The 19,109-nt window shown below is 74.1% G+C and carries 20 protein-coding genes and 1 riboswitch; of the genes, 10 read left to right on the top strand and 10 right to left on the bottom strand.

The genetic code is table 11. From position 1 onward, the window contains the following. A partial coding sequence (locus AB0F18_RS32360; protein WP_362067100.1) for an acyl-CoA dehydrogenase occupies positions 1-1,071 on the bottom strand: 1,071 nt, incomplete at its 3' end. A 351-nt stretch (positions 1,072-1,422) separates the two neighbouring features. After that, positions 1,423-2,403, bottom strand: a complete 981-nt coding sequence (locus AB0F18_RS32355; protein WP_362067098.1) for a WYL domain-containing protein — start codon at positions 2,401-2,403, stop codon at positions 1,423-1,425. Positions 2,404-2,510: 107 nt separating this feature from the next. Here AB0F18_RS32355 and AB0F18_RS32350 point away from each other — a divergent pair, with 107 nt between their 5' ends. The 5 genes from AB0F18_RS32350 (at position 2,511) to AB0F18_RS32330 (ending at position 6,857) form a co-directional block, all read left to right on the top strand. Beyond that, the gene (locus tag AB0F18_RS32350) at positions 2,511-2,921 is read left to right on the top strand and encodes a DUF3224 domain-containing protein (protein WP_362067096.1); all 411 of its coding nucleotides are present in this window, start codon (positions 2,511-2,513) and stop codon (positions 2,919-2,921) included. A 100-nt stretch (positions 2,922-3,021) separates the two neighbouring features. Further along, positions 3,022-3,666, top strand: coding sequence for a class I SAM-dependent methyltransferase (locus AB0F18_RS32345; RefSeq protein ID WP_362067094.1), 645 nt, complete (start codon positions 3,022-3,024; stop codon positions 3,664-3,666). A 161-nt stretch (positions 3,667-3,827) separates the two neighbouring features. Then, the gene (locus tag AB0F18_RS32340) at positions 3,828-4,793 is read left to right on the top strand and encodes an N-acetylmuramoyl-L-alanine amidase (RefSeq protein ID WP_362067092.1); all 966 of its coding nucleotides are present in this window, start codon (positions 3,828-3,830) and stop codon (positions 4,791-4,793) included. A 119-nt stretch (positions 4,794-4,912) separates the two neighbouring features. Further along, positions 4,913-5,698, top strand: coding sequence for a hypothetical protein (locus AB0F18_RS32335; protein WP_362067090.1), 786 nt, complete (start codon positions 4,913-4,915; stop codon positions 5,696-5,698). Between the two features lie 148 nt (positions 5,699-5,846). Then, a complete protein-coding gene (locus tag AB0F18_RS32330; RefSeq protein ID WP_362067088.1) occupies positions 5,847-6,857 on the top strand; it encodes an LLM class F420-dependent oxidoreductase in 1,011 nt (336 codons plus the stop codon). Here AB0F18_RS32330 and AB0F18_RS32325 read toward each other — a convergent pair. From AB0F18_RS32325 to AB0F18_RS32305, 5 genes are all read right to left on the bottom strand, one after another. After that, positions 6,854-7,243, bottom strand: coding sequence for a hypothetical protein (locus AB0F18_RS32325; protein ID WP_362067086.1), 390 nt, complete (start codon positions 7,241-7,243; stop codon positions 6,854-6,856). The two genes, AB0F18_RS32330 and AB0F18_RS32325, sit on opposite strands and share 4 nt — an antisense overlap. Before the next feature lie 191 nt (positions 7,244-7,434). After that, positions 7,435-8,076: a hypothetical protein gene (locus AB0F18_RS32320; protein ID WP_362067084.1), complete on the bottom strand. Its 642-nt coding sequence runs from the start codon at positions 8,074-8,076 to the stop codon at positions 7,435-7,437. Between the two features lie 122 nt (positions 8,077-8,198). Beyond that, positions 8,199-9,287, bottom strand: coding sequence for a prenyltransferase/squalene oxidase repeat-containing protein (locus AB0F18_RS32315; RefSeq protein ID WP_362067082.1), 1,089 nt, complete (start codon positions 9,285-9,287; stop codon positions 8,199-8,201). Next, positions 9,284-10,027 carry a class I SAM-dependent methyltransferase gene (locus AB0F18_RS32310; protein ID WP_362067080.1) on the bottom strand — a complete coding sequence of 248 codons (744 nt, stop codon included), beginning with the start codon at positions 10,025-10,027 and terminating at the stop codon, positions 9,284-9,286. Before AB0F18_RS32310 ends, AB0F18_RS32315 begins: the two co-directional genes overlap by 4 nt. A gap of 99 nt (positions 10,028-10,126) precedes the next feature. Continuing rightward, positions 10,127-11,446, bottom strand: a complete 1,320-nt coding sequence (locus AB0F18_RS32305) for a glycosyltransferase family 4 protein (protein ID WP_362067078.1) — start codon at positions 11,444-11,446, stop codon at positions 10,127-10,129. Between the two features lie 239 nt (positions 11,447-11,685). Between AB0F18_RS32305 and AB0F18_RS32300 the strand changes: the two genes are divergently transcribed. Beyond that, positions 11,686-12,369: a TetR family transcriptional regulator gene (locus AB0F18_RS32300; protein ID WP_362067076.1), complete on the top strand. Its 684-nt coding sequence runs from the start codon at positions 11,686-11,688 to the stop codon at positions 12,367-12,369. A 187-nt stretch (positions 12,370-12,556) separates the two neighbouring features. On the opposite strand, the gene AB0F18_RS32295 is transcribed toward AB0F18_RS32300, so the two are convergent. After that, entirely contained in the window at positions 12,557-13,297 is a 741-nt protein-coding gene (locus tag AB0F18_RS32295) for a class I SAM-dependent methyltransferase (protein ID WP_362067074.1), read from the bottom strand. Between the two features lie 55 nt (positions 13,298-13,352). Between AB0F18_RS32295 and AB0F18_RS32290 the strand changes: the two genes are divergently transcribed. Continuing rightward, positions 13,353-13,880, top strand: coding sequence for a hypothetical protein (locus AB0F18_RS32290; RefSeq protein WP_362067073.1), 528 nt, complete (start codon positions 13,353-13,355; stop codon positions 13,878-13,880). A gap of 45 nt (positions 13,881-13,925) precedes the next feature. On the opposite strand, the gene AB0F18_RS32285 is transcribed toward AB0F18_RS32290, so the two are convergent. Together AB0F18_RS32285 and AB0F18_RS32280 are read right to left on the bottom strand one after the other, a co-directional pair. Continuing rightward, positions 13,926-14,159 carry a ferredoxin gene (locus AB0F18_RS32285; protein WP_362067072.1) on the bottom strand — a complete coding sequence of 78 codons (234 nt, stop codon included), beginning with the start codon at positions 14,157-14,159 and terminating at the stop codon, positions 13,926-13,928. Then, complete coding sequence (locus AB0F18_RS32280; RefSeq protein WP_362067070.1) at positions 14,159-15,610, bottom strand: aldehyde dehydrogenase; 1,452 nt, start codon at positions 15,608-15,610, stop codon at positions 14,159-14,161. Before AB0F18_RS32280 ends, AB0F18_RS32285 begins: the two co-directional genes overlap by 1 nt. A 223-nt stretch (positions 15,611-15,833) precedes the next feature. Between AB0F18_RS32280 and AB0F18_RS32275 the strand changes: the two genes are divergently transcribed. From AB0F18_RS32275 to AB0F18_RS32265, 3 genes are all read left to right on the top strand, one after another. Continuing rightward, positions 15,834-16,886 carry an MBL fold metallo-hydrolase gene (locus AB0F18_RS32275; RefSeq protein ID WP_362067068.1) on the top strand — a complete coding sequence of 351 codons (1,053 nt, stop codon included), beginning with the start codon at positions 15,834-15,836 and terminating at the stop codon, positions 16,884-16,886. Between the two features lie 105 nt (positions 16,887-16,991). Further along, a riboswitch (cobalamin riboswitch) is annotated at positions 16,992-17,071 on the top strand. Positions 17,072-17,201: 130 nt separating this feature from the next. After that, positions 17,202-18,452 (top strand): prenyltransferase/squalene oxidase repeat-containing protein, encoded by a 1,251-nt coding sequence (locus tag AB0F18_RS32270; RefSeq protein WP_362067066.1) that lies wholly within the window; start codon positions 17,202-17,204, stop codon positions 18,450-18,452. Further along, positions 18,449-19,109: SCO2322 family protein (locus AB0F18_RS32265; protein ID WP_362067064.1), on the top strand; the 661-nt coding region annotated here is incomplete at its 3' end. The genes AB0F18_RS32270 and AB0F18_RS32265, both read left to right, overlap by 4 nt.

Below are 19,109 nucleotides of genomic sequence, written 5' to 3'. Positions count from 1 at the left end.
CTCGGCCTGCTCCGGGAGGTCCAGGCGCAGCTCGCGCCGGGCGCCGGCGGCCGCGAGGCGCACGGCGCGCAGGCGGTGGCTGTCGCCGGGGCCCAGGAGCTGGCGGGCGACGAGGGCGCGGCGCAGGTGGATGTGGGCGTCATGCTCCCAGGTGAAGCCGATGCCGCCGAGGATCTGGATGCAGTCCTTGGCGCAGGAGTAGGCGGCGTCGAGGGCGGTGCCGGCGGCGAGGGCGGCGACGAGCGAACGCACGTCGGGCTCCTCGTCCGCGCTGTTGGCGGCGTCCCAGGCGAGGGCGCGGGCCTGTTCGAGGCGGACGAGCATGTCGGCGCACAGGTGCTTGACGCCCTGGAACTTCCCGATGGGGCGGCCGAACTGCTCGCGGGTCTTGGCGTACTCGGCGGCCGTGTGCACCGCCCAGGCGGCGGTGCCGCAGGCGTCGGCGGCGAAGAGCACGCAGGCCAGGTCCCGTACCAGGGCCTCGTCCAGCGTCAGGAGCCGGCCGGCCGGCACGGTGACGGCGCGCGCCCGCACCTCGGCGGTGGGCCGGGTCGGATCCGCGCTCTCGTGCGGCCGGATCTCCAGCGCGGCGGCGTCCACGGCGAACCAGCGGGTCCCGCCCTCGCCTTCGGCGGCGAGCAGCACCAGTTCCGCCTCGGCGGCCCCGAGCACCGGAGGGGCGACCCCGTCCAACCGCCACCCGCCGCCCTCGACGGCGACGGCGGTGACGTCCCCGGCCCCCAGGGCGACGGCCCCGACCCGCCCGTCGAGCGGTTCGGCCCCCGCCCGGTCCAGGAGTACGGAGGCCAGCGCGGCCGGCAGGAACGCCCCGGGCAGCGCCGCCCGGGCGGCCTCCTCCACGACGACGGCCAGGTCCAGCAGGGTCCCGCCCTCCAGATGGGGCGTCACCAGCCCCTGCGCGCACATGCCGTCCCAGTAGCCGGGCCGCGCCCCGGCCCGGGGCGGGGTGTCGAGCAGCTTGCGCACCGCCTCGGGCGGCACGGCCCGCGCCACCCAGCCGCGTACGGCGTCGGCCAACTCCCGCTGTTCTTGCGTGATTCCGATGCCCATGCGCGGCAGACTAGAACACGTTCCATTCTGACGGAAGGTCAGATACGGGTGTTCTTCGGGCCGGGCCTCGCGCGGCGGGCCCGGCTGCCGCGGGCTGTCACGATGGCCTGCGGAACTGGCTGGCCTGCCTGAGCTGCGGCACGAGCAACCAGCGCCGCGTCCGGCCCCGAGGGTGGGGGTGACCGGGCTCAGCCCGACGTGACCGCCGCCGGCGCGGCGCCGGCGATCCCCCTCACCTCGTCCCGGCCCGCGACCGCGTCGGACACTCCGCCGTCGGCCACTCTGCGCGGCATGCCCGCCCCCGGCACGGGGATCATACGGCCCGCCAACTCCCCGTGGACGTACGGGAGATCAGGGTGCGGGCGGCTCCCCGTAACGGCCCGCCAGTGCCGTCACCGCCTCCGCCACCGCCGTGCGCAGGTCCGGCGGGCCCAGGACCTCCGCCTCCACGCCCAGCCGGAGCAGGTCCCCGACCGCGACGGCCCGCGACTCCACCGGCAGCTCCACCTCCACCCAGCCGTCCCCGTCCGGTGCCCCGGCCCCCTCCAGGGCCCGCACCCCCGGCGCGCCGAACTGCATGGGCAGCAGCCGCTGCCCGCGCGGGGAGATCCGCAGACGCGCCACGTCCTGGTGCAGGGCGGCCTCCAGACGGCGGGCAGACTCCGCCCAGTGGGCGGCCAGGTCGAATCCGGCCGGCCGCTCGAAGGAGGCCCCCGTTTCCTCCACCGCCAGCAGCCGTGACACCCGGTACGTGCGCAGGCTCCCGGCCGCCCCCGCGACCAGGTACCAGATGCCGCCCTTGAGGACGATGCCCAGCGGGTGCAGCTCCCGCCCCCGCAGCTCGCCCGACCAGCGCCGGTACTCCACCCGCACCGCGCGCTGCTCCCACACCGCCCGGGCCACCGCCGCCAGGTGCGGGACGGGGTCGGCGTCCCGGAACCAGGCCGGGGCGTCCAGGTGGAAGCGGTCCTGCACCAGCCGGGCCCGGTCGGCCAGCGCGGCGGGCAGGGCGGCCTCCAGCTTCAGCTGCGCGGTGGCCAGGACCGCGCCCAGCCCCAGGTCCCGGGCCGGCCCGGGCGCCCCCGCCAGGAAGAGGGAGCCGGCCTCGGCGTCGGTGAGCCCGGTCAGCCGGGTGCGGTAGCCGTCCATCAGCCGGAAGCCGCCCGCCGGCCCCCGGTCGGCGCAGACCGGCACGCCGGACGCGCCGAGCGCCTCGACGTCCCGGTACACCGTGCGGACGGACACCTCCAGCTCGGCGGCGAGTTCCGGGGCGGTCATCCGGCCGCGGTTCTGGAGCAGCAGGAGCAGGGAGAGGAGCCGGTCGGCGCGCATCGGCCCATTGTCGCGGCATACCTGACAGGAGATGGCAGGTATGCCGTCGAGGCTGATCACACACCGCGCGGGAGGAGCCCGTGCGGTGGCCCGACGAGAGGACCCCCATGCCCGCGCAGCGGACGACCGGCCTGTTCACCTTCGCCGACTGGGAGGAGCGCACCATCAGCCCGGACGGGGTCGTCCCGAAGCTCGCCCACGCCTCGGTCGTCAACTCCTTCTCCGGCGGCATCGAGGCCGCCGACACCACCTGCGAGTACACCATCGCCTACGTCACGGCGAAGACGGGCACGTTCGCCGGCATGGAGCTGCTGGCCGGGCGCCTCGACGGGCGCGCGGGCACCTTCGCGGTGGAGGAGCGCGGCTCGTTCGCCGAGGACGGCTCCGTGCACTGCACCTTCGAGGTCGTCCCGGGTTCGGGCACCGGCGAGCTGACCGGCCTGCGCGGCACCGGCGGTTACGTCGCCCGGCACGGGGAGCCGTCCGTCACCTACACCTTCGACTACGACCTGGGCTGACGCCGGGCGCGGGGCTCCCGGCAGGAGGGGCCCCGGCATGGTCGGCTACCCGGTGGTAGGGCAGCATGGGCCGCCACACACCACCACCGCCGGAGGAACCATGGCCGCCACCCCCAAGCCGGAGACCCTCGCCGCCTTCGAGGCCGCCAAGGGGTTCATGCCCGTCGGCGAGGGCCTCGCGCTCCACCGGGCCGCCTCCGCCGCGGCCGAGCTCGGGCTCCCGCTGCTGGAGGTCGGCACGTACTGCGGGCGCTCCACGATCCTGCTGGCCGACGCCGCCCGCGAGGCCGGGGTCCCGGCGATCACCGTCGACCACCACCGGGGCAGCGAGGAGCAGCAGCCCGGCTGGGAGTACCACGACCCGACGGTGGTGGACCCGGAGGTCGGGCTGATGGACACCCTCCCCACCTTCCGCCGCACCCTGCACCGGGCCGGCCTGGAGGAGCACGTCATCGCGGTCGTGGGCCGCTCCCCCCAGGTCGCGGCGGCCTGGGGCGGCAGCCTCGGCTTCGTCTTCATCGACGGCGGCCACACCGACGAGCACGCCACGGGCGACTACGAGGGCTGGGCCCCGCACCTGGCGGTCGGCGGCACCCTGGTCATCCACGACGTGTTCCCGGACCCGGCCGACGGCGGCCAGGCCCCGTACCGGATCTACCTGCGCGCCCTGGCCTCGGGGGCCTTCGAGGAGGTCTCCGTGACGGACTCCCTCCGGGTCCTGCGCCGCACGGGCGAGGGCATCTAGACGAAGGCGACCGGGCGAAGGCGACCGGGCGAAGGCGACCGGGTCCGCCCGCGGGCACGATCCGCCCGCGGCCCGGCCGGACCGCGGGCCGACAATCACACCACGCCCTCGGATGGCGCAGTGTGCGTACGGGCACCGGCCGGGCGTTCTAGCATCGCGAGGTGCGCTACGACGACAGCCCCCCGCCGCCCGAGTCCGCCTCCTCCATCGACCCCGACCGGCCCTGGTTCGCACGCCGGCCCGCCCTCGCGGTGGCGCTCGCGGCACTGGCCCCGACCTGCCTGGCGGGCTGGGTGCTCACCCAAGTGCTGGCCGGCCCGGGCTCCGACGCCCCGCAGCCCGCGGCGGCGCCGCTCGCCGCCTCCTCACCGGCGGCCGCGGCGGACGCCAAGCCCAGCACCTCGCCGGGCACGAACGCCTCCCCCGCCCCGCAGGCGGCGGCCCCCGCCAAGGGCCCGCTGACCGGCCGGACCGTCGTCATCGACCCCGGGCACAACACCGGGAACTTCAAGCACGGCCGGGAGATCGACCAGCAGGTGGACATCGGCACCAACCGCAAGGAGTGCGACACCACCGGCACCACCACCAACGCCGGTTACATGGAGGCCGAGTTCTCCCTCGACGTCTCCCACCGGACGCGCGCCCTGCTGGAGGCCAAGGGCGCCAAGGTGCTCCTGACCCACGACGGCGACCGCCCCTGGGGCCCCTGCATCGACGAGCGGGCCCGGATCGGCAACCAGGCCACGGCCGACGCCGTCGTCTCCGTGCACGCCGACGGCGCCTCCGCCGGCAGCCGCGGCTTCCACGTCATCCTCCCGGCCCGGGTCAAGGGCGGCGCGGCCGACACCGCGAAGATCGTCGGCCCCTCCCGCGACCTCGGCGAGCGCATCGCCTCCAACTTCGCCCGCACCACCGGCTCCTCCCCCGCCAACTACCTCGGCAGCGGCACCGGGTTGGTCGTCCGCGACGATCTGGGCGGGCTCAACCTCTCGACCCGGCCCAAGGTGTTCATCGAATGCGGCAACATGCGTGACGACAAGGACGCGGCGCAGCTGACGAGTCCGGAGTGGCGGCAGAAGGCGGCCCAGGGCATCGCGGACGGCATCACCGGCTTCCTCGGCGGGTAGTCCTCCCGGGGTCGGCCCGCCGCCCCCGGTCCACCCCGGTCCTCTCGGCCGCGGAAACCTCCGTACCATGGGGGCGCCCGATCCGCCCCCCTGCCAAGACCGAGAAGGACACCAGAGACGTGAACATCCGCTCCCTCACTCGAGGCGACGGCGTGGTGATCGGAGCAGCGGTGCTGCTGTTCATCGCCTCGTTCCTCGATTTCTATTCCGCCACCGGCGTTGACCTCCCGAGTGCGTGGGACACCGATGTCTACGGGCTGGCCCTCCCGACCATCTTCCTGACCGGCTTCATCGCGGCGGGCCTGCTGATCGGGGCCCGCTTCCAGCCCGAGGGCCGCAAGCTCGGCGGCCTGACCCTGACGGCCTGGGGCACGGTCCTGGCCGTGGCCGCCGCCTGGAACGGCCTGTGGTCGCTGATCACCAGCCCCACGCGGGCCGACCTGGGCGCCGGCTGCATCCTCGCGTTCCTCGCCGTGCTCGCCCTGGCCGGGGTGGCCGTCGCCGGTGCGAAGGTGCCCGCGCTCGCCGGGCCGCTGGTGCCGGAGGCCAGGCCCGTCACCGCCCAGCCGTACGGGGGCCAGCCCGGCACCGGTTACGGCTACCCGGGCGGCCAGCAGCCGCAGGGCTACGGGGCCACCCCGCAGCCGGCCCCGCCGTACGGGGGCGCCCCGCAGGACTCGGCCGGCGCCGGGTTCCAGGCCGCGGAGTTCACGCCGTTCTGGTTCGCGGTCCCGGTGGCCCGGCCCCTCTTCGCCGAGGACGGCTCCCCCACCCCGATCGCGGAGCTCGCCCCGGGCACCTGGTACCTGGCCGTCGACCAGCGCGGCCCGTCCACGCTGATCGCCCAGACCCAGGACGGCCGCCGCGGCGTCCTGAACGACACCTCGGGCATCCAGCGCGGCTGACCCCCCGCCGCGTCGCCGCGCACAACGGCCCCCCGCCCCTCACGGGCGGGGGGCCGTCGCACTTCCCGGCGGGGCCCGCGTGCCCTACAGTCGCCCCGACGAATGACCTGACGCGCCGTCAGATCAAGCATCGCGGAGGGGACCGTACATGCGCCTCGGACTCGCACTCGGCTACTGGGGCCGCGGCCCCGCCCCGTCGCACCTCGACCTCGCCACCGAGGCCGAACGCCTGGGCTACGACTCGGTGTGGACCGCCGAGGCCTGGGGCTCCGACGCCTTCACCCCGCTCACCTGGATCGCCGCGCACACCTCCCGCATCCGCCTGGGCACCGCGATCGCGCAGATGGCCGCCCGCACCCCCACCGCCACCGCCATGCACGCCCTCACCCTGGACCACCTCTCCGGCGGCCGGATGATGCTGGGCCTGGGCCTGTCCGGGCCGCAGGTGGTGGAGGGCTGGTACGGGCGCCCGTTCCCCGCGAGCCCGCTCACCGCCACCCGCGAGTACGTCGACGTCGTCCGCCAGGTGCTGCGCCGCGAGGGCCCGGTCGCCCTGGACGGCCGCTTCCACTCCCACCCCTACCGCGGGGAGGACGGCACCGGCCTCGGCAAGCCCCTGAAGCCCATCACCCACCCGCTGCGCGCGGACCTCCCGCTGCTGCTGGGCGCGGAGGGCCCCAAGAACATCGCCCAGACGACCCGGATCGCGGACGGCTGGCTGCCGCTGTACTGGTCCCCGGCCCGCACGGACGTCTACCGGGCCTCCCTCACCGACCTCCCCGAGGGATTCATGATCGCGCCGATGGCCCGGGCTCAGGTCTGCGACGACGTCGCCGAGGGGCTGCTCCCGGTCAAGGCGATGCTGGGCTTCTACATCGGCGGCATGGGCCACGCGGCCCGCAACTTCCACGCCGACCTGATGGCCAGCATGGGATACGGGGACGAGGCCCGGCGCATCCAGGAGCTGTTCCTCGCCGGACGCAGACAGGAGGCCGTCCTCGCCGTCCCGGACGCGTTCGCCGACGAGATCTCCCTGATCGGCCCCCGCGAACGGATCGCGGAACGGCTGGAACTGTGGCGCAAGGGCCCGGTCACCGACCTCCTCGTCACCGCCCCGGACCCGCACACCCTGCGGGTCCTGGCGGAGCTGAACGCCTAGGGGGTGTCCGGCGGGACGGCGGCCAGCAGCTCGTGCAGGTCCGGCGCCATCACCGCGATCTCCACGTCCGGGCCGCCGTCCGCCGTCGCGCAGGTCACGATCCGCGAGCCCGGGTTGATGGAGAGCCCCTCCCGTACGGACGGGGCCCGGACGGAGCCCTCCCGGGCGCCGGCCAGCGGTACGGCGGGACCCCGGCCGGGCTGCCAGCGGGCCGCGCCCCCCTCGGCGTACACCCGGCCCGCGCGCCAGCGGCCCTCGCCGGCCGGGCGCCGGGCCATGCCCGGGACGCCCGCGGGCGGCCCGGCCGCCACCCTCTGACGGTGCTTGCGGCGCAGCAGCCAGCCGGTGCCGGCGGCGACGAGGGCGAAGAAGAGGAACTCGATCACACGCCCCATTCAAACAGCCCGAAACACCCGAAGCCGCCCACGGGGGTACGAGTAGGCGGGGCGGGCCGAAAAGCCGGGATTCCGGGGCATTGGGCCGCCCGTCGCATGGATTCACGACCGGCATGCGATCCGCGATCAGAAAAGGCTTCACCGCCACTGCCGCCGTCACTGGAGCGCGAGCGCGTCTGGGGCTATCCGCCGAGCTGGGAAACGCTGGGCACCTGGTCGGTCACCGGGGCGCCCGCGCTCTTGCCCGCGTCCTTCACGCCGTTGATCACGTTCTCGAAGGAGCTGATGTCGGCGTCGCCCGCGTCGCCCTTGCGGAGCTTGCTCCCCAGGTTCTTCAGGGAGTCGATGCCCGCCGTCAGCGGACCCATCGCCTTCGACAGCAGCGGGTCGCCCTTGGCGTTGTCGGCCGCCGCCTTCAGCCGGTTGTACGCGAACGCGCCCGCGAGACCCGCCTTGATCAGCGCGAACGTCCGGCCCTTCGCGCCCTTCTTGAACTTGCCCGCCCGGTACGGCTTGATGATCCACTGGTACGTGGCCCCCGCCGCGAGCCCGGCGTTGGCGACGAACCGCGTCTTGGCGAACTTCTCCCGCTCCGCCGAGGTGCTCGGCTCGGGCGTCGCGGCGGCCAGCTCGTCGGCCTCGGCCGCCTCCGGCTCCGCCACCGCCAGGGCGGCCAGCTCCGCCGCCGTCGCGGCCGACGAGACCTCCTCCCGCCGCCCCCGGTCGCCGCCGGTGCCGCAGGCCGTGGCACCGGCCAGCAGCGAGGTGGACAGGGCCACGGCCGCCACGGCGCGGCGGAATCGGACGGTGGTGGGTACGCGCACGGTTGCCTCCGGGGACTGAGGTGTCCCCCGCAGCCTCACCCCGGGCCCCCGGCTCCACCACCCGGGCGACCCGTTCGGGCGACCCGCCCGGCGGGGCCGGTCACCCGGGACGGATCAGCGGCTCAGCGGCAGCAGTCGGGCTCCAGGCCGGCCGGCAGGCCGAGCCCGCCGAAGACCTCCCCCGTCGCCGCCTCCCCGCCCAGCGCGGCCACGGCCAGCAGCAGGGAGCCCGCCGTCCAGGTCGTCTGCTCCACCGGCCACACCGCCCGGTCCTCGAAGACGTAACCCGTCCAGTACATGCCGTTCTCGGCGCGCAGGTGCCCGATCGAGCGCAGGATCTCCAGCGCCCGGTCCGACTCCCCCATCACCCACAGGGTGAGCGCGAGCTCGCAGGACTCCCCGCCCGTCACCCACGGGTTCGGCAGCACGCACCGCACCCCCAGGTCCGGGACGACGAACTCGTCCCAGCGCTCCTCGACGCGCGCCTTGGCCTCCGCCCCCGACAGGGCACCGCCCAGCACCGGGTAGTACCAGTCCATCGAGTAGCGGGACTTGTCCAGGAACCGCTCCGGGTGCCGGCGTATCGCGTGCGCCAGCGCGCCCGTCGCCAGCTCCCAGTCCGGCTGCGGGTCCCCGCGGTGGTCGGCGATGGCCAGGGCGCAGCGCAGCGCCTGGTGGATGGAGGAGGAACCGGTCAGCAGGGCGTCGGTGACGGCCGTGCCGTCCGCCTCCCGCTTCCAGCCGATCTCGCCGCCCGGCTGCTGGAGGCCGAGGACGAACTCGACGGCCGCCACGACCGCGGGCCACATCCGGTCCAGGAAGGTGTCGTCGCCGGTGGCCAGGTAGTGGTGCCAGACGCCGACGGCGATGTACGCGACGAAGTTGGACTCCCGCCCCGCGTCCTGCGGCTCGTCGGTGTCCACCCCGTCGGGCCGGTCCGCGTAGGCCGCGTACCAGGAGCCGTCCGGGTTCTGGTGGCGGGCCAGCCAGTTGTAGGCCCGCTCCGCCGCCTCGTGCTCGCCGGCCGCGTCCAGGGCCATCGCGGCCTCGGTGTGGTCCCACGGGTCGAGGTGGTGGCCCCGGAACCACGGTATGGCCCCGTCCGGACGCTGCACGGCGAGTATCCCGGCCACCGTCCCGGCCGCCTGTTCGGCGGTCAGGACGCCGTCCAGGACGAGGTGTTCGGGAACGGTGCGCTCCGGCGAGCTCACTGGGCGGAGCCGGCGGCGCCGACGGGCAGGTGGGGCTTGGTCGCGTACGCCACGAAGCTCTTGCCGATGAGCGGGTTGAGGGCCTGCTCGGCGAGGCGGGTGGCCAGGGGCTTCTTCATGATGTCCCAGACCAGGAGCTTGTGGTACGCCTTGACCGGCAGCGCCTTGTCGTTGTCCACGCCGAAGGCGCACTTGAGCCACCAGTACGGGGAGTGCAGGCCGTGCGCGTGGTGGGTGCCGTACGGCTTGAGGCCCGCGGCCTCCATCTTGCCGAGCAGCTCGTCCGCCTTGTAGATGCGGATGTGGCCGCCCTCGACCTCGTGGTAGGCGTCGGACAGCGCCCAGCAGATCTTCTCCGGGCCGTAGCGCGGGACCGTGATCGCTATGCGGCCGCCCGGCTTGAGCACGCGCACCATCTCGGCGAGGACGCCCTTGTCGTCGGGGATGTGCTCCATCACCTCGGAGATGATGACGACGTCGAAGGACTCGTCGGGGAAGGGCAGGGCCAGGGCGTCGCCCTCCATGGCGGTGGCGGTGGCGCCCGCCGGGGCCTCACCGGCCTCCTTCATGGCGGCGAACCACTTGGCGACCTCGCGGATCTCCTCGCCGTTGCGGTCGACGGCGACGACCTGGGCGCCGCGCCGGTAGCACTCGAAGGCGTGCCGGCCTGCGCCGCAGCCCAGATCGAGCACACGGTCGCCTGCGGCGAGCGGGAACCGGGAGAAATCGACGGTCAGCACGGGGTCCTGCCTTCGCGGTCACGGGGGTGAAGGGTGTTGCGCATGGGTTGTTGGATACGGGGTCCCGCTACGGGGTCCGGCCCGGCGGACGCGGCGGGCCTACCGGGCGCCGCCCGTGCGGGCGGCGGCCGCACGCTCGATCGCGGCCCGGTAGTGCGCGGCGGTGCCCTCGGCGGCTCTGGCCCAGGTGAACCGGGCCAGCACCCGTTCCCGTCCGGCCGCGCCGAGACGGGCGCGCAGCCCGGCGTCGTCCAGCATCCGGCCCAGGGCCGCGGCCAGCGCCCCCGCGTCACCGGGCGGCACGGCCAGGCAGGTCTCCCCGTCGGGGCCGGCCACCTCGGGGATGGCCCCGCCGGTGGTGGCGACGAGCGGGGTGCCGGTGGCCATGGCCTCGGCCGCGGGGAGCGAGAAGCCCTCGTAGAGGGAGGGCACGCAGGCGACCTGGGCGCTGCGCACGAGGTCGACGAGCTCGGCGTCGGTGATGCCCTTGACGAAGCGCACCGCGTCCTGGAGGTCGTACTTCTCGATCGCGCGGGCGACGGGCCCGCTCTCGGCGCGCTTGCCGACGACGACGAGGTGCGCGTCGGGCTGCTCGGTGCGCAGCTTGGCGAGCGCCTCGACGAGGTGGACGAGCCCCTTGAGCGGGACGTCGGCGCTGGAGGTGGTCACGATCCGCCCGGGGACCTCGGCCACGGAGGGGTCGGGCGACCAGAGGTCGGTGTCGGCGCCGATGTGGACGACGTGGATGCGCTCGTCGCGGACGCCCAGGTGCTCGGCGATCTCCTGCCGGGAGGAGCCGGAGACCGTCAGGACGGAGGGCAGGCGGCGGGCGACGCGGCCCTGCATCCGCGTGAAGGCGTACCAGCGGCGCACGGAGGCCCGCTTCTTGCGGTCCTTGGCGGCGGCCAGGTCCAGCTTGCGGTCGACGGTGATGGGGTGGTGGATGGTCGTCACCAGCGGTGCACCGAGGTCGCCGAGCAGGCCGTAGCCGAGGGTCTGGTTGTCGTGGATGACGTCGAACTCACCCGCGCGGGCCTGGAGGTGACGCCGGGCGCGGAGGGAGAAGGTCAGCGGCTCGGGGAAGCCACCGGTCCACATGGTGGCGACCTCCAGGGCGTCGATCCAGTCCCGGTACTCCTCGCGCTTGGGAGTGCGGAACGGGTCCGGGCTGCGGTAGAGGTCCAGGCTCGGCAGCTCGGTGAGCGCGGCGCCGGTGTCGAGCACCGGGTAGGGCTGCGCGCCGATGACCTCGACGGAGTGGCCGAGCTTCACGAGCTCGCGCGAGAGGTGGCGGACGTAGACGCCCTGGCCGCCGCAGAACGGGTTCCCCTTATAGGTGAGCAGTGCGATGCGCAACGGCCGGTCGCCGTCGGTGGCGGAACCCGCGAAAGGGCTCGTCACCATGGCCTCTGCGGTCACTCTCGGCCCCCTTCTCCCTGCACTGTCGCCGGAGCGTAACCGCTCGGATAATGTAGAACAAGTTTCAGACTTGATCCGTCGAAGACCATTGAATCTACCGGCCGGAAACCACACCGTAAGAGGCGGAGCAGGTGATTCGCGCCACGGCTCGGACGCCTGAGATGTCGCCTGACATGCTGTCTTCGGGCCCATCCCGGAATCAGCCCCCGCAACGACACGGAACGCCAGGAACGGGACACATGACAGCGGAAGCGAAGGCCGTCACGAAACCGGCGACCACCCCGGCCTCCATCCCGGCCTCCATCCCGGCGTCCCCGCCCCTGACGGAGCGCCAGGAGGCACGCCGCCGCCGGATCCTGCACGCGAGCGCCCAGCTGGCCAGCAGGGGCGGCTTCGACGCGGTGCAGATGCGTGAGGTCGCGGAGTCCTCGCAGGTCGCGCTCGGCACCCTCTACCGCTATTTCCCGTCCAAGGTGCACCTGCTCGTCGCCACCATGCAGGACCAGCTCCAGCACATGCACACGACCCTGCGCAAGCGCCCCCCGGCGGGCGAGGAGCCGGCGGAGCGGGTCGCGGAAACCCTGATGCGCGCGTTCCGCGCCCTGCAGCGGGAACCGCACCTGGCGGACGCCATGGTCCGCGCCCTGACGTTCGCGGACCGGAGCGTCAGCCCGGAGGTGGACACGGTCTCCCGGCTGACCACGGCGATCATCCTGGACGCGATGGGCCTGGAGGCCCCGCCGACGGCCGAACAGCTCTCGGCGGTCCGCGTCATCGAACACACCTGGCACTCGGCGCTGATCACATGGCTCTCGGGCCGGGCATCGATCGCGCAGGTGAAGATAGACATCGAGACGGTCTGCCGCCTGATCGACCTGACGGCTCCGGGAACGGGACCGGCACGGGGGCCGGGAAAGGCCTGATCGTGTTGTCGGGGGGCGGGGTTTTGCCGTTCCCTGGGCGGGGTCGGGGGTGGTCCGGGTTTCGGTGGGCGATCTCAGAGAAGGGTTGGGGGTTTCCCGTCAGTCTCATCGTCCTTCCGTGGCGGGACCACGAAAAGCCGAAGACTGCCGGGAAACCCCCAAAAGGACGGCACGGACCTGGGCGTGGTTAGTTTGCGGTGGGGCGGAGGACGAGGCTGACGAAGCCCCAGCTGTCCCTGTAGGTGCTCAGCCATTCGGAGCGGCGGGTCGTGGCCCAGTCGAGGGCCTGGGAGCTGTCCGGGTCGGCGGGGTGGTCCAGGGCCCATCCGGCCAGGGTGCCCCAGCAGGCCCACTCGTAGTCGTCCAGCTCGCGGCGCGTGCTGACGTGGCCGTGGACGGGGGTCCAGCCGTCGGCGACGATGCGGTCCACCGTCGTCGACAGGTCGGCGACGTCCTCCCCCATCATCTCGACGGCTTCCGGTGAGGGCTGACCCGACCAGAACCCGTCGCCGATGAGGACCCGTCCGCCGGGGGCCAGGTACTTGCGTGCGGCCGCGAGCGTGGGGAGCAGGCCGCCGAGGGCGTGCGTGGAGCCGACGCAGAGCACCAGGTCGAACGCATGGGGAGAGGAGAAGCCTTCGGCTTCCTGGCGGTGGAGTTCGAGGCGGTCCTGCACGCCCAGGCGGATCGACGCCTCGCGCGCCGTCGCCAGATCGCCCTCGGAGATGTCGACGCCCTCCGCGTGGAGCTCCGGGTGCGCCGCCAGGGCGCGCAGCAGCCATTCCCCACCACCGCAACCGAGGTCGAGTACCCGCTCGTTGCCACGCGGGAGGCCGTGCTGCAGGAGTCGCGTTACGGACTCGTCGTCGATCGGGGACTTGATCGGGTGATCGGTATGGGCGAGCCTGGATATCTGTTCACGGTTCACCGCCGTAGCTTGCCAGCTCAAGTGGCCGCACACCACGCCGTTTTAGGCTGGCGGGATGATCGACGAAGCTGATGTCTGGGACCGTTTCGCCGCCCTCCTGCCGGAGGCCGACGCCCATGAAGTACGGGTTTGCTGGGAGATCGGTGAGCAGGAGGCGGGAATCGACCTCCTGGTCGGAGCCCTCCACGACCACCGGGTGCCCATCGGAGAGGCCACCCGGGCGGAGATGTCCGTCATCGCGGAGACATGGGGCGTGCGCCTGAACGTCGCCGCCCGCCTCATGGAATGCCCCGGTGACGGTCTTCCCTCCCCCGTGGAACTGCTCCCCGAAACCGCACCGCTGAGCAACCCCGGCCACATCGACTCGAAGCTGGGCGACTTCCTCCTCATCCCGTGGATCCGTCACACCGCCTCCGGCCGGCTCCTCGTCCGCGCCCACGTCGAAGCGCCCTGGGGCGACCTCTCCTACATCCCGGAGTACTACCCCGTCCTGGCCTCCGAACAGGGCCCGTCCCTCCACCTCTTCGATTCCTGCTCCGCCCGCGAGGCCCTGGAGGCACTCCTCCACCCGGCACAGCCCTGAGCACGACCAGCCCCGCCCACCCCCGACCCCGCCCCGCCCCACCCCCTACTCCTCCGGCGGAAACACCGCCTCCCCCGTCCCCGCCAGGGTGATCAGGATGGCTTCCACCGGGCAGCCCTCCGCCGCCGTGAGGGTGGGTTCGTTGGCGTCCGTCTCCGCCGCCCGGGGGTGGGACTGGCGGGCCGAGTCCAGGGTGAAGGCATCGGGGGCGTGGTTGACGCACATGCCCGAGCCGATGCAGACCCCCCGGTCCACCTCGACCTGCCAGCGGTCGCCCATCAGGAGCCTGCCGGGAGGTGGATCATCTTGTGCTCCAGGTACTCACTCAGCCCCTCCGGGCCGAACTCCCGCCCCACGCCGCTGTTCTTGTAGCCGCCGAACGGGCCGAGCATGTCCAGGCTGAAGGTGTTGACGTTGAAGGTGCCGGTGCGCACGCGCCGCCCGAAGTCGACGCCGTGCTCGACGTCGGCGGTCCAGACGCTGCCGCTGAGCCCGAACTCCGAGTCGTTGGCGATCCGTACGGCCTCCGCCTCGTCCCCGTACGGGATCAGGCACACCACCGGGCCGAAGATCTCCTCCCGGGCGATCCGCATCGAGTTGTCGACGTCGCCGAAGAGGGTGGGTTCGACGTACCAGCCACGCTCCAGGCCCGCCGGGCGGCCGCCGCCGGTGAGGATCTTGGCGCCCTCCTCCTGGCCGATGCGGATGTAGTCGAGGGAGCGCTGCTGCTGGCGCCTGGCGACGAGGGGGCCGAGCTGGGTCGCCGGGTCGAGGGGGTCGCCGACGACGAGGGCGCCGGCCGCCGCCGCGAGGGCCTCGGCGATCTCCCCGTAGCGGCTGCGGGGGGCGAGGATCCGGGTCTGGGCCACGCAGGCCTGGCCGTTGTTCATCCAGGCGGCGGGGACGATCCCGGCGACGGCGGCCTGCACGTCCGCGTCGGGCAGGATCACGGCGGCGGACTTGCCGCCGAGTTCGAGGGTGACCCGGGTCAGGTTGCGGGCGGCGACCTCCATGACCCGCTTGCCGGCCGCGACCGAGCCGGTGAAGGCGACCTTGTCGATGCCGGGGTGTCCGACCAGGTACTCGCTGACCTCGCGGTCGGCGGGCAGGACCGACAGCACGCCCTCGGGCAGCCCGGCCTCCCGGGCGATGTCGGCCAGGATGAAGGAGTCCAGGGGGGCTTCGGGCGAGGGCTTGAGGATGACCGAGGAGCCGGTGAGCAGTGCCGGCGCGAGCTTCGCGGCGGCCACGAACTGCGGGACGTTCCACGGGATGACGGCGGCGACGACCCCGACCGGTTCGCGGCGCACGAGGATCGGGCCGAGGGCGCCCTGGCGGCGTTCCTCGTAGGGGTAGTCGCGGGCGACGGTGATGGCGGCGTCGTAGACCATCATCGCGCCGAGGGCCTGGGCGAGGACGCTCCAGGAGTACGGGGAGCCGTTCTGGGAGCTGATGGAGCGGGCTATCTCCTCGTGCCGGACGGTGATGGCGTCCTTGATGCGGGAGACGACGGCGATGCGCTCGTCCAGGGAGAGCCGGGGCCAGGGTCCCTCGTCGAAGGCCTTGCGGGCGGCGGCGACGGCCCGGTCGACGTCGGCCTCGGAGGCGTGCGGGACGCTGCCGATGACCTGCTCGGTGTGGGGGGAGACGACGCGGATGGTGTCGGTGCCCAGCGGATCCGTCCATTCGCCGCCGATGAACAGTTGTCCGTGTTCCACGAGCTCGGTCATGTCCGATGCCTCCAGGCCTGCGTCGCACGATCTCACCGATGTCGCAGAACTGATACCAGTTCTAGTTCCAGGAGTCCACGGTGCGCACAAACGGACAGAAGCCCAACGGAACATCGGCCGAACATCCGACGCCCGGCCAGGACTGTCGCCGCCTAGTCGACTTGGGCTACTACTGGAACGCGTTCTCATCAGCCGGACCGGACCAGTCAGCCAGGGAGCCCCCATGTCAGAGGTCATCTCACAGGTCACCGACCACGGCGGGGGTGTCTGGGGCATCAAGGTGCCCATCCCCGACAACCCCCTCGGGCACACCCTCGTCCACGTCCTCGACACCGACGCCGGCCCCGTCCTCGTCGACACCGGCTGGGACGACCCCGGCTCCTGGGACGCCCTCACCGCCGGCCTCGGCGCGCTCGGCCTGGCCGTCGCCGACGTGCACGGCGTGGTCATCACCCACCACCACCCCGACCACCACGGACTGTCCGGCAAGGTCCGGGAGGCCTCCGGGGCGTGGATCGCCATGCACGCCGCCGACACCGAGGTCGTGCTGCGGACCCGCTCCGCCGAGCCGGGCGTCTGGTTCGACTACATGAGCGAGAAGCTGGCCGCCGCCGGGGCGCCCGAGGAGCACGTCGCGCCGCTGCGGGCGGCCCGGGCGAGCGGCCGGATGCGGACCCTGCCCGGGCTGCGGGCCGCCGTCCCCGACCGGGAGATCGTCCCCGGCGAGCCCCTGCCCCTGCCGGGGCGCCGGCTGCGGGCGATCTGGACCCCCGGGCACACCCCCGGCCACGTCTGCCTGCACCTGGAGGAGCGGCACCCGGCGGACCTCCCCGGCAACGGCCGGCTCTTCTCCGGCGACCACCTCCTCCCCGGCATCTCCCCGCACATCGGCCTGTACGAGGCGCCGGAGGACACCCGGGTCACCGACCCGCTCGGCGACTACCTCGACTCCCTCGAACGCGTCGGCCGCCTGGAGCCCGCCGAGGTGCTCCCGGCCCACCAGCACGCCTTCACCGACGCGCCCGCCCGCGTACGGGAGCTCCTCGCGCACCACGAGGAGCGGCTGACCGGGCTGTGGCGGCTGCTGCGGGCCGAGCCGCTGACCCCGTGGGGGCTGGCGGAGCGGATGGAGTGGAACCGGCCCTGGGAGCAGATCCCGTACGGCTCCCGGAACATCGCCGTCTCGGAAGCGGAGGCGCACCTGCGGCGGCTGGTGAAGCAGGGCCGGGCGGAGGCGGTCCCGGGCACCGACCCGGTGGCGTACCGGGCGGCGTGAGCGCCGCCGGGTGGCGGGCCGGCCGGTGGCGGGAACGGCCCGGTGCCCCGGGGCCCGTGGGCTACGGGCCGGTAGAGTGAGGCCGTCGTCCACACTTCCGTACGGGGGGAAGCCGGTGCGAATCCGGCGCTGACCCGCAACCGTGACCCGGCCCGCAGTACGCGGGGCGGGGAGCCGGAATGCCCCGTAGCGGAGGTGCGCGGCTCGTGCCGCCGGGGCCTCCGGCGGCCGGCACCGTCGAGGTAAACGGAGCCGGAGCCCGGTGCCCGCGCGTGCCCGTCTCCCGCTCCCCGCACGAGAGGCACCCGCCCCGCCATGAACGTCCGCCGCAGCGCCGCCGCGCTCGCCGCTTCCGCCGTGCTCTGCGTGGGCGCCGCCCCCGCAGCCCTCGCCGACACGCCGCCGCCCTCCCCGTCCGCGCCGCCGGTGGTCCCGTCGGGCCTGTTCGGCAAGGCCGACCCCTCGTACGACGGGGTGTGGCGCCAGTCCTTCGCGCTGCTCGCCCAGCAGACGGTCGGCGAGAAGCCGGCCGCGCAGGCCGTGGACTGGCTGACCGGCCAGCAGTGCGCCAACGGCGGCTTCGCCTCGTTCCGCGCGGACGCGACGAAGGCCTGTGACACGACGACCGTGTTCGACACGAACGCCACCGCCGTGGCCGTGCAGGCGCTGAAGGCGCTCGGCGGCAAGGACGCGCAGGTCAAGAAGGCCGTGGACTGGCTGAAGTCCGTCCAGAACGAGGACGGCGGCTGGGCCTACGTGCCCGGCTCGCCCAGCGAGGGCAGCTCCACGTCGATCGTGATCAGCGCGCTCGCGGTGGCGGGCGAGAAGCCGGCCGACGTGAAGTCGAAGGCCGGCAAGTCCGCGTACGACGGCCTGCTCTCCTTCCAGCTGGGCTGCTCGGCCGAGCCCGCCGGCGACCGGGGTGCCTTCGGGTACCAGCCGGCCGACGGCAAGCTCGCCGCCAACGCCGACGCCACGGCCGCCGCCGTCCTGGCGGGCCTGGGCAAGGGCACGCTCGTCGAGCCCGCCGCCTCGGACACCCCCGCCGCCGCGCTGGCCTGCCCGGCGGGCGCCGCCGACCCGGCGGGTGCGGCGCAGGGCGCGGCCGGCTACCTGGCGGAGGCCCTGAAGAAGGACGGCCACCTGACGGCGGTCACCCCGGGCGCCGACCAGCCGACCCCGGACACCGGCAACACCGCGGACGCCGTGATCGCCCTGGCCGCGGCCGGGCACCGGCAGGCCGCGACGGGCGCGCTGGAGTGGCTGAAGAACAACTCGGCCTCCTGGTCCAACCGGAACCCGGCCGCGCTGGCCACCCTGATCCTGACCGCCCACGCGACGGGCACGGACCCGAAGGCCTTCGGCGGCGTCGACCTGGTGGCGGCGCTGAACGCGACGGGCCCGGCCCCGCAGCTGCCGGACGCCGAGGCGCAGAAGGTGGAGAACAAGGCCGGCAAGACCGGCTCCGGCGGCCAGAGCCTGTGGTGGATCATCGGCGCGGGTGCCGCGGCCGGCATGGGCATCGGCATCCTGCTGAGCGGCCGCCGCAAGAAGAACCAGCTGTGAGCCGGCGCCGTTCGCGGGGCCTCGTCGGCCTGTCGGCCGCCCTGGGCCTGCTGCTGACCCTGTTCGCGGCCTCTCCGGCACTGGCGGCGAGCTATCGCTACTGGTCGTTCTGGGAGGGCGCGGGCGGGAAGTGGGGGTACGCGACCCAGGGCCCGTCGACGGCACGGCCCGCGGACGGCACCACGCTCGGCTTCCGCTTCTCGGTGAGCAAGGACGCCGGGGCGGAGGCGGCCCAGCCGCGTACCGGCGCCGACTTCGGGACCGTCTGCGGCGGCACCGCCGCGGTGGAGGGGAGGAAGCGGGTGGCGCTGGTCATCGACTTCGGCGTGCCCGGGGACGCGCCCGCCGGTGAGACGCCGCCGCAGGACGCCCCGCGCACGGCCTGCGCCCAGGTGGCCCCGGACGCCACGGCGGCCGAAGCCCTGGCGTCGGTGGCGAAGCCCCTGCGCTACAACGGCGCGGCGCTGCTGTGCGCGATCTCGGGCTATCCGGAGTCGGGCTGCGGCGAGCCGATCGCGGACGCGGAGCCGCAGGCTTCGGCGCCCGCCTCCGCCGCACCCTCCCCGGGCGGCCACGCCGGCCCCTCGGCCGGCCTGGTCGCGGGCGTGGCGGCGGTGGCCGCCCTGGGCGCGGCGGCCGTCTGGCAGTCCCGCCGCC

Source organism: Streptomyces sp. NPDC029216 (genome assembly GCF_040648015.1).
GTDB lineage: Bacteria > Actinomycetota > Actinomycetes > Streptomycetales > Streptomycetaceae > Streptomyces.
This window is presented reverse-complemented; position numbering and strand designations above follow the sequence as displayed.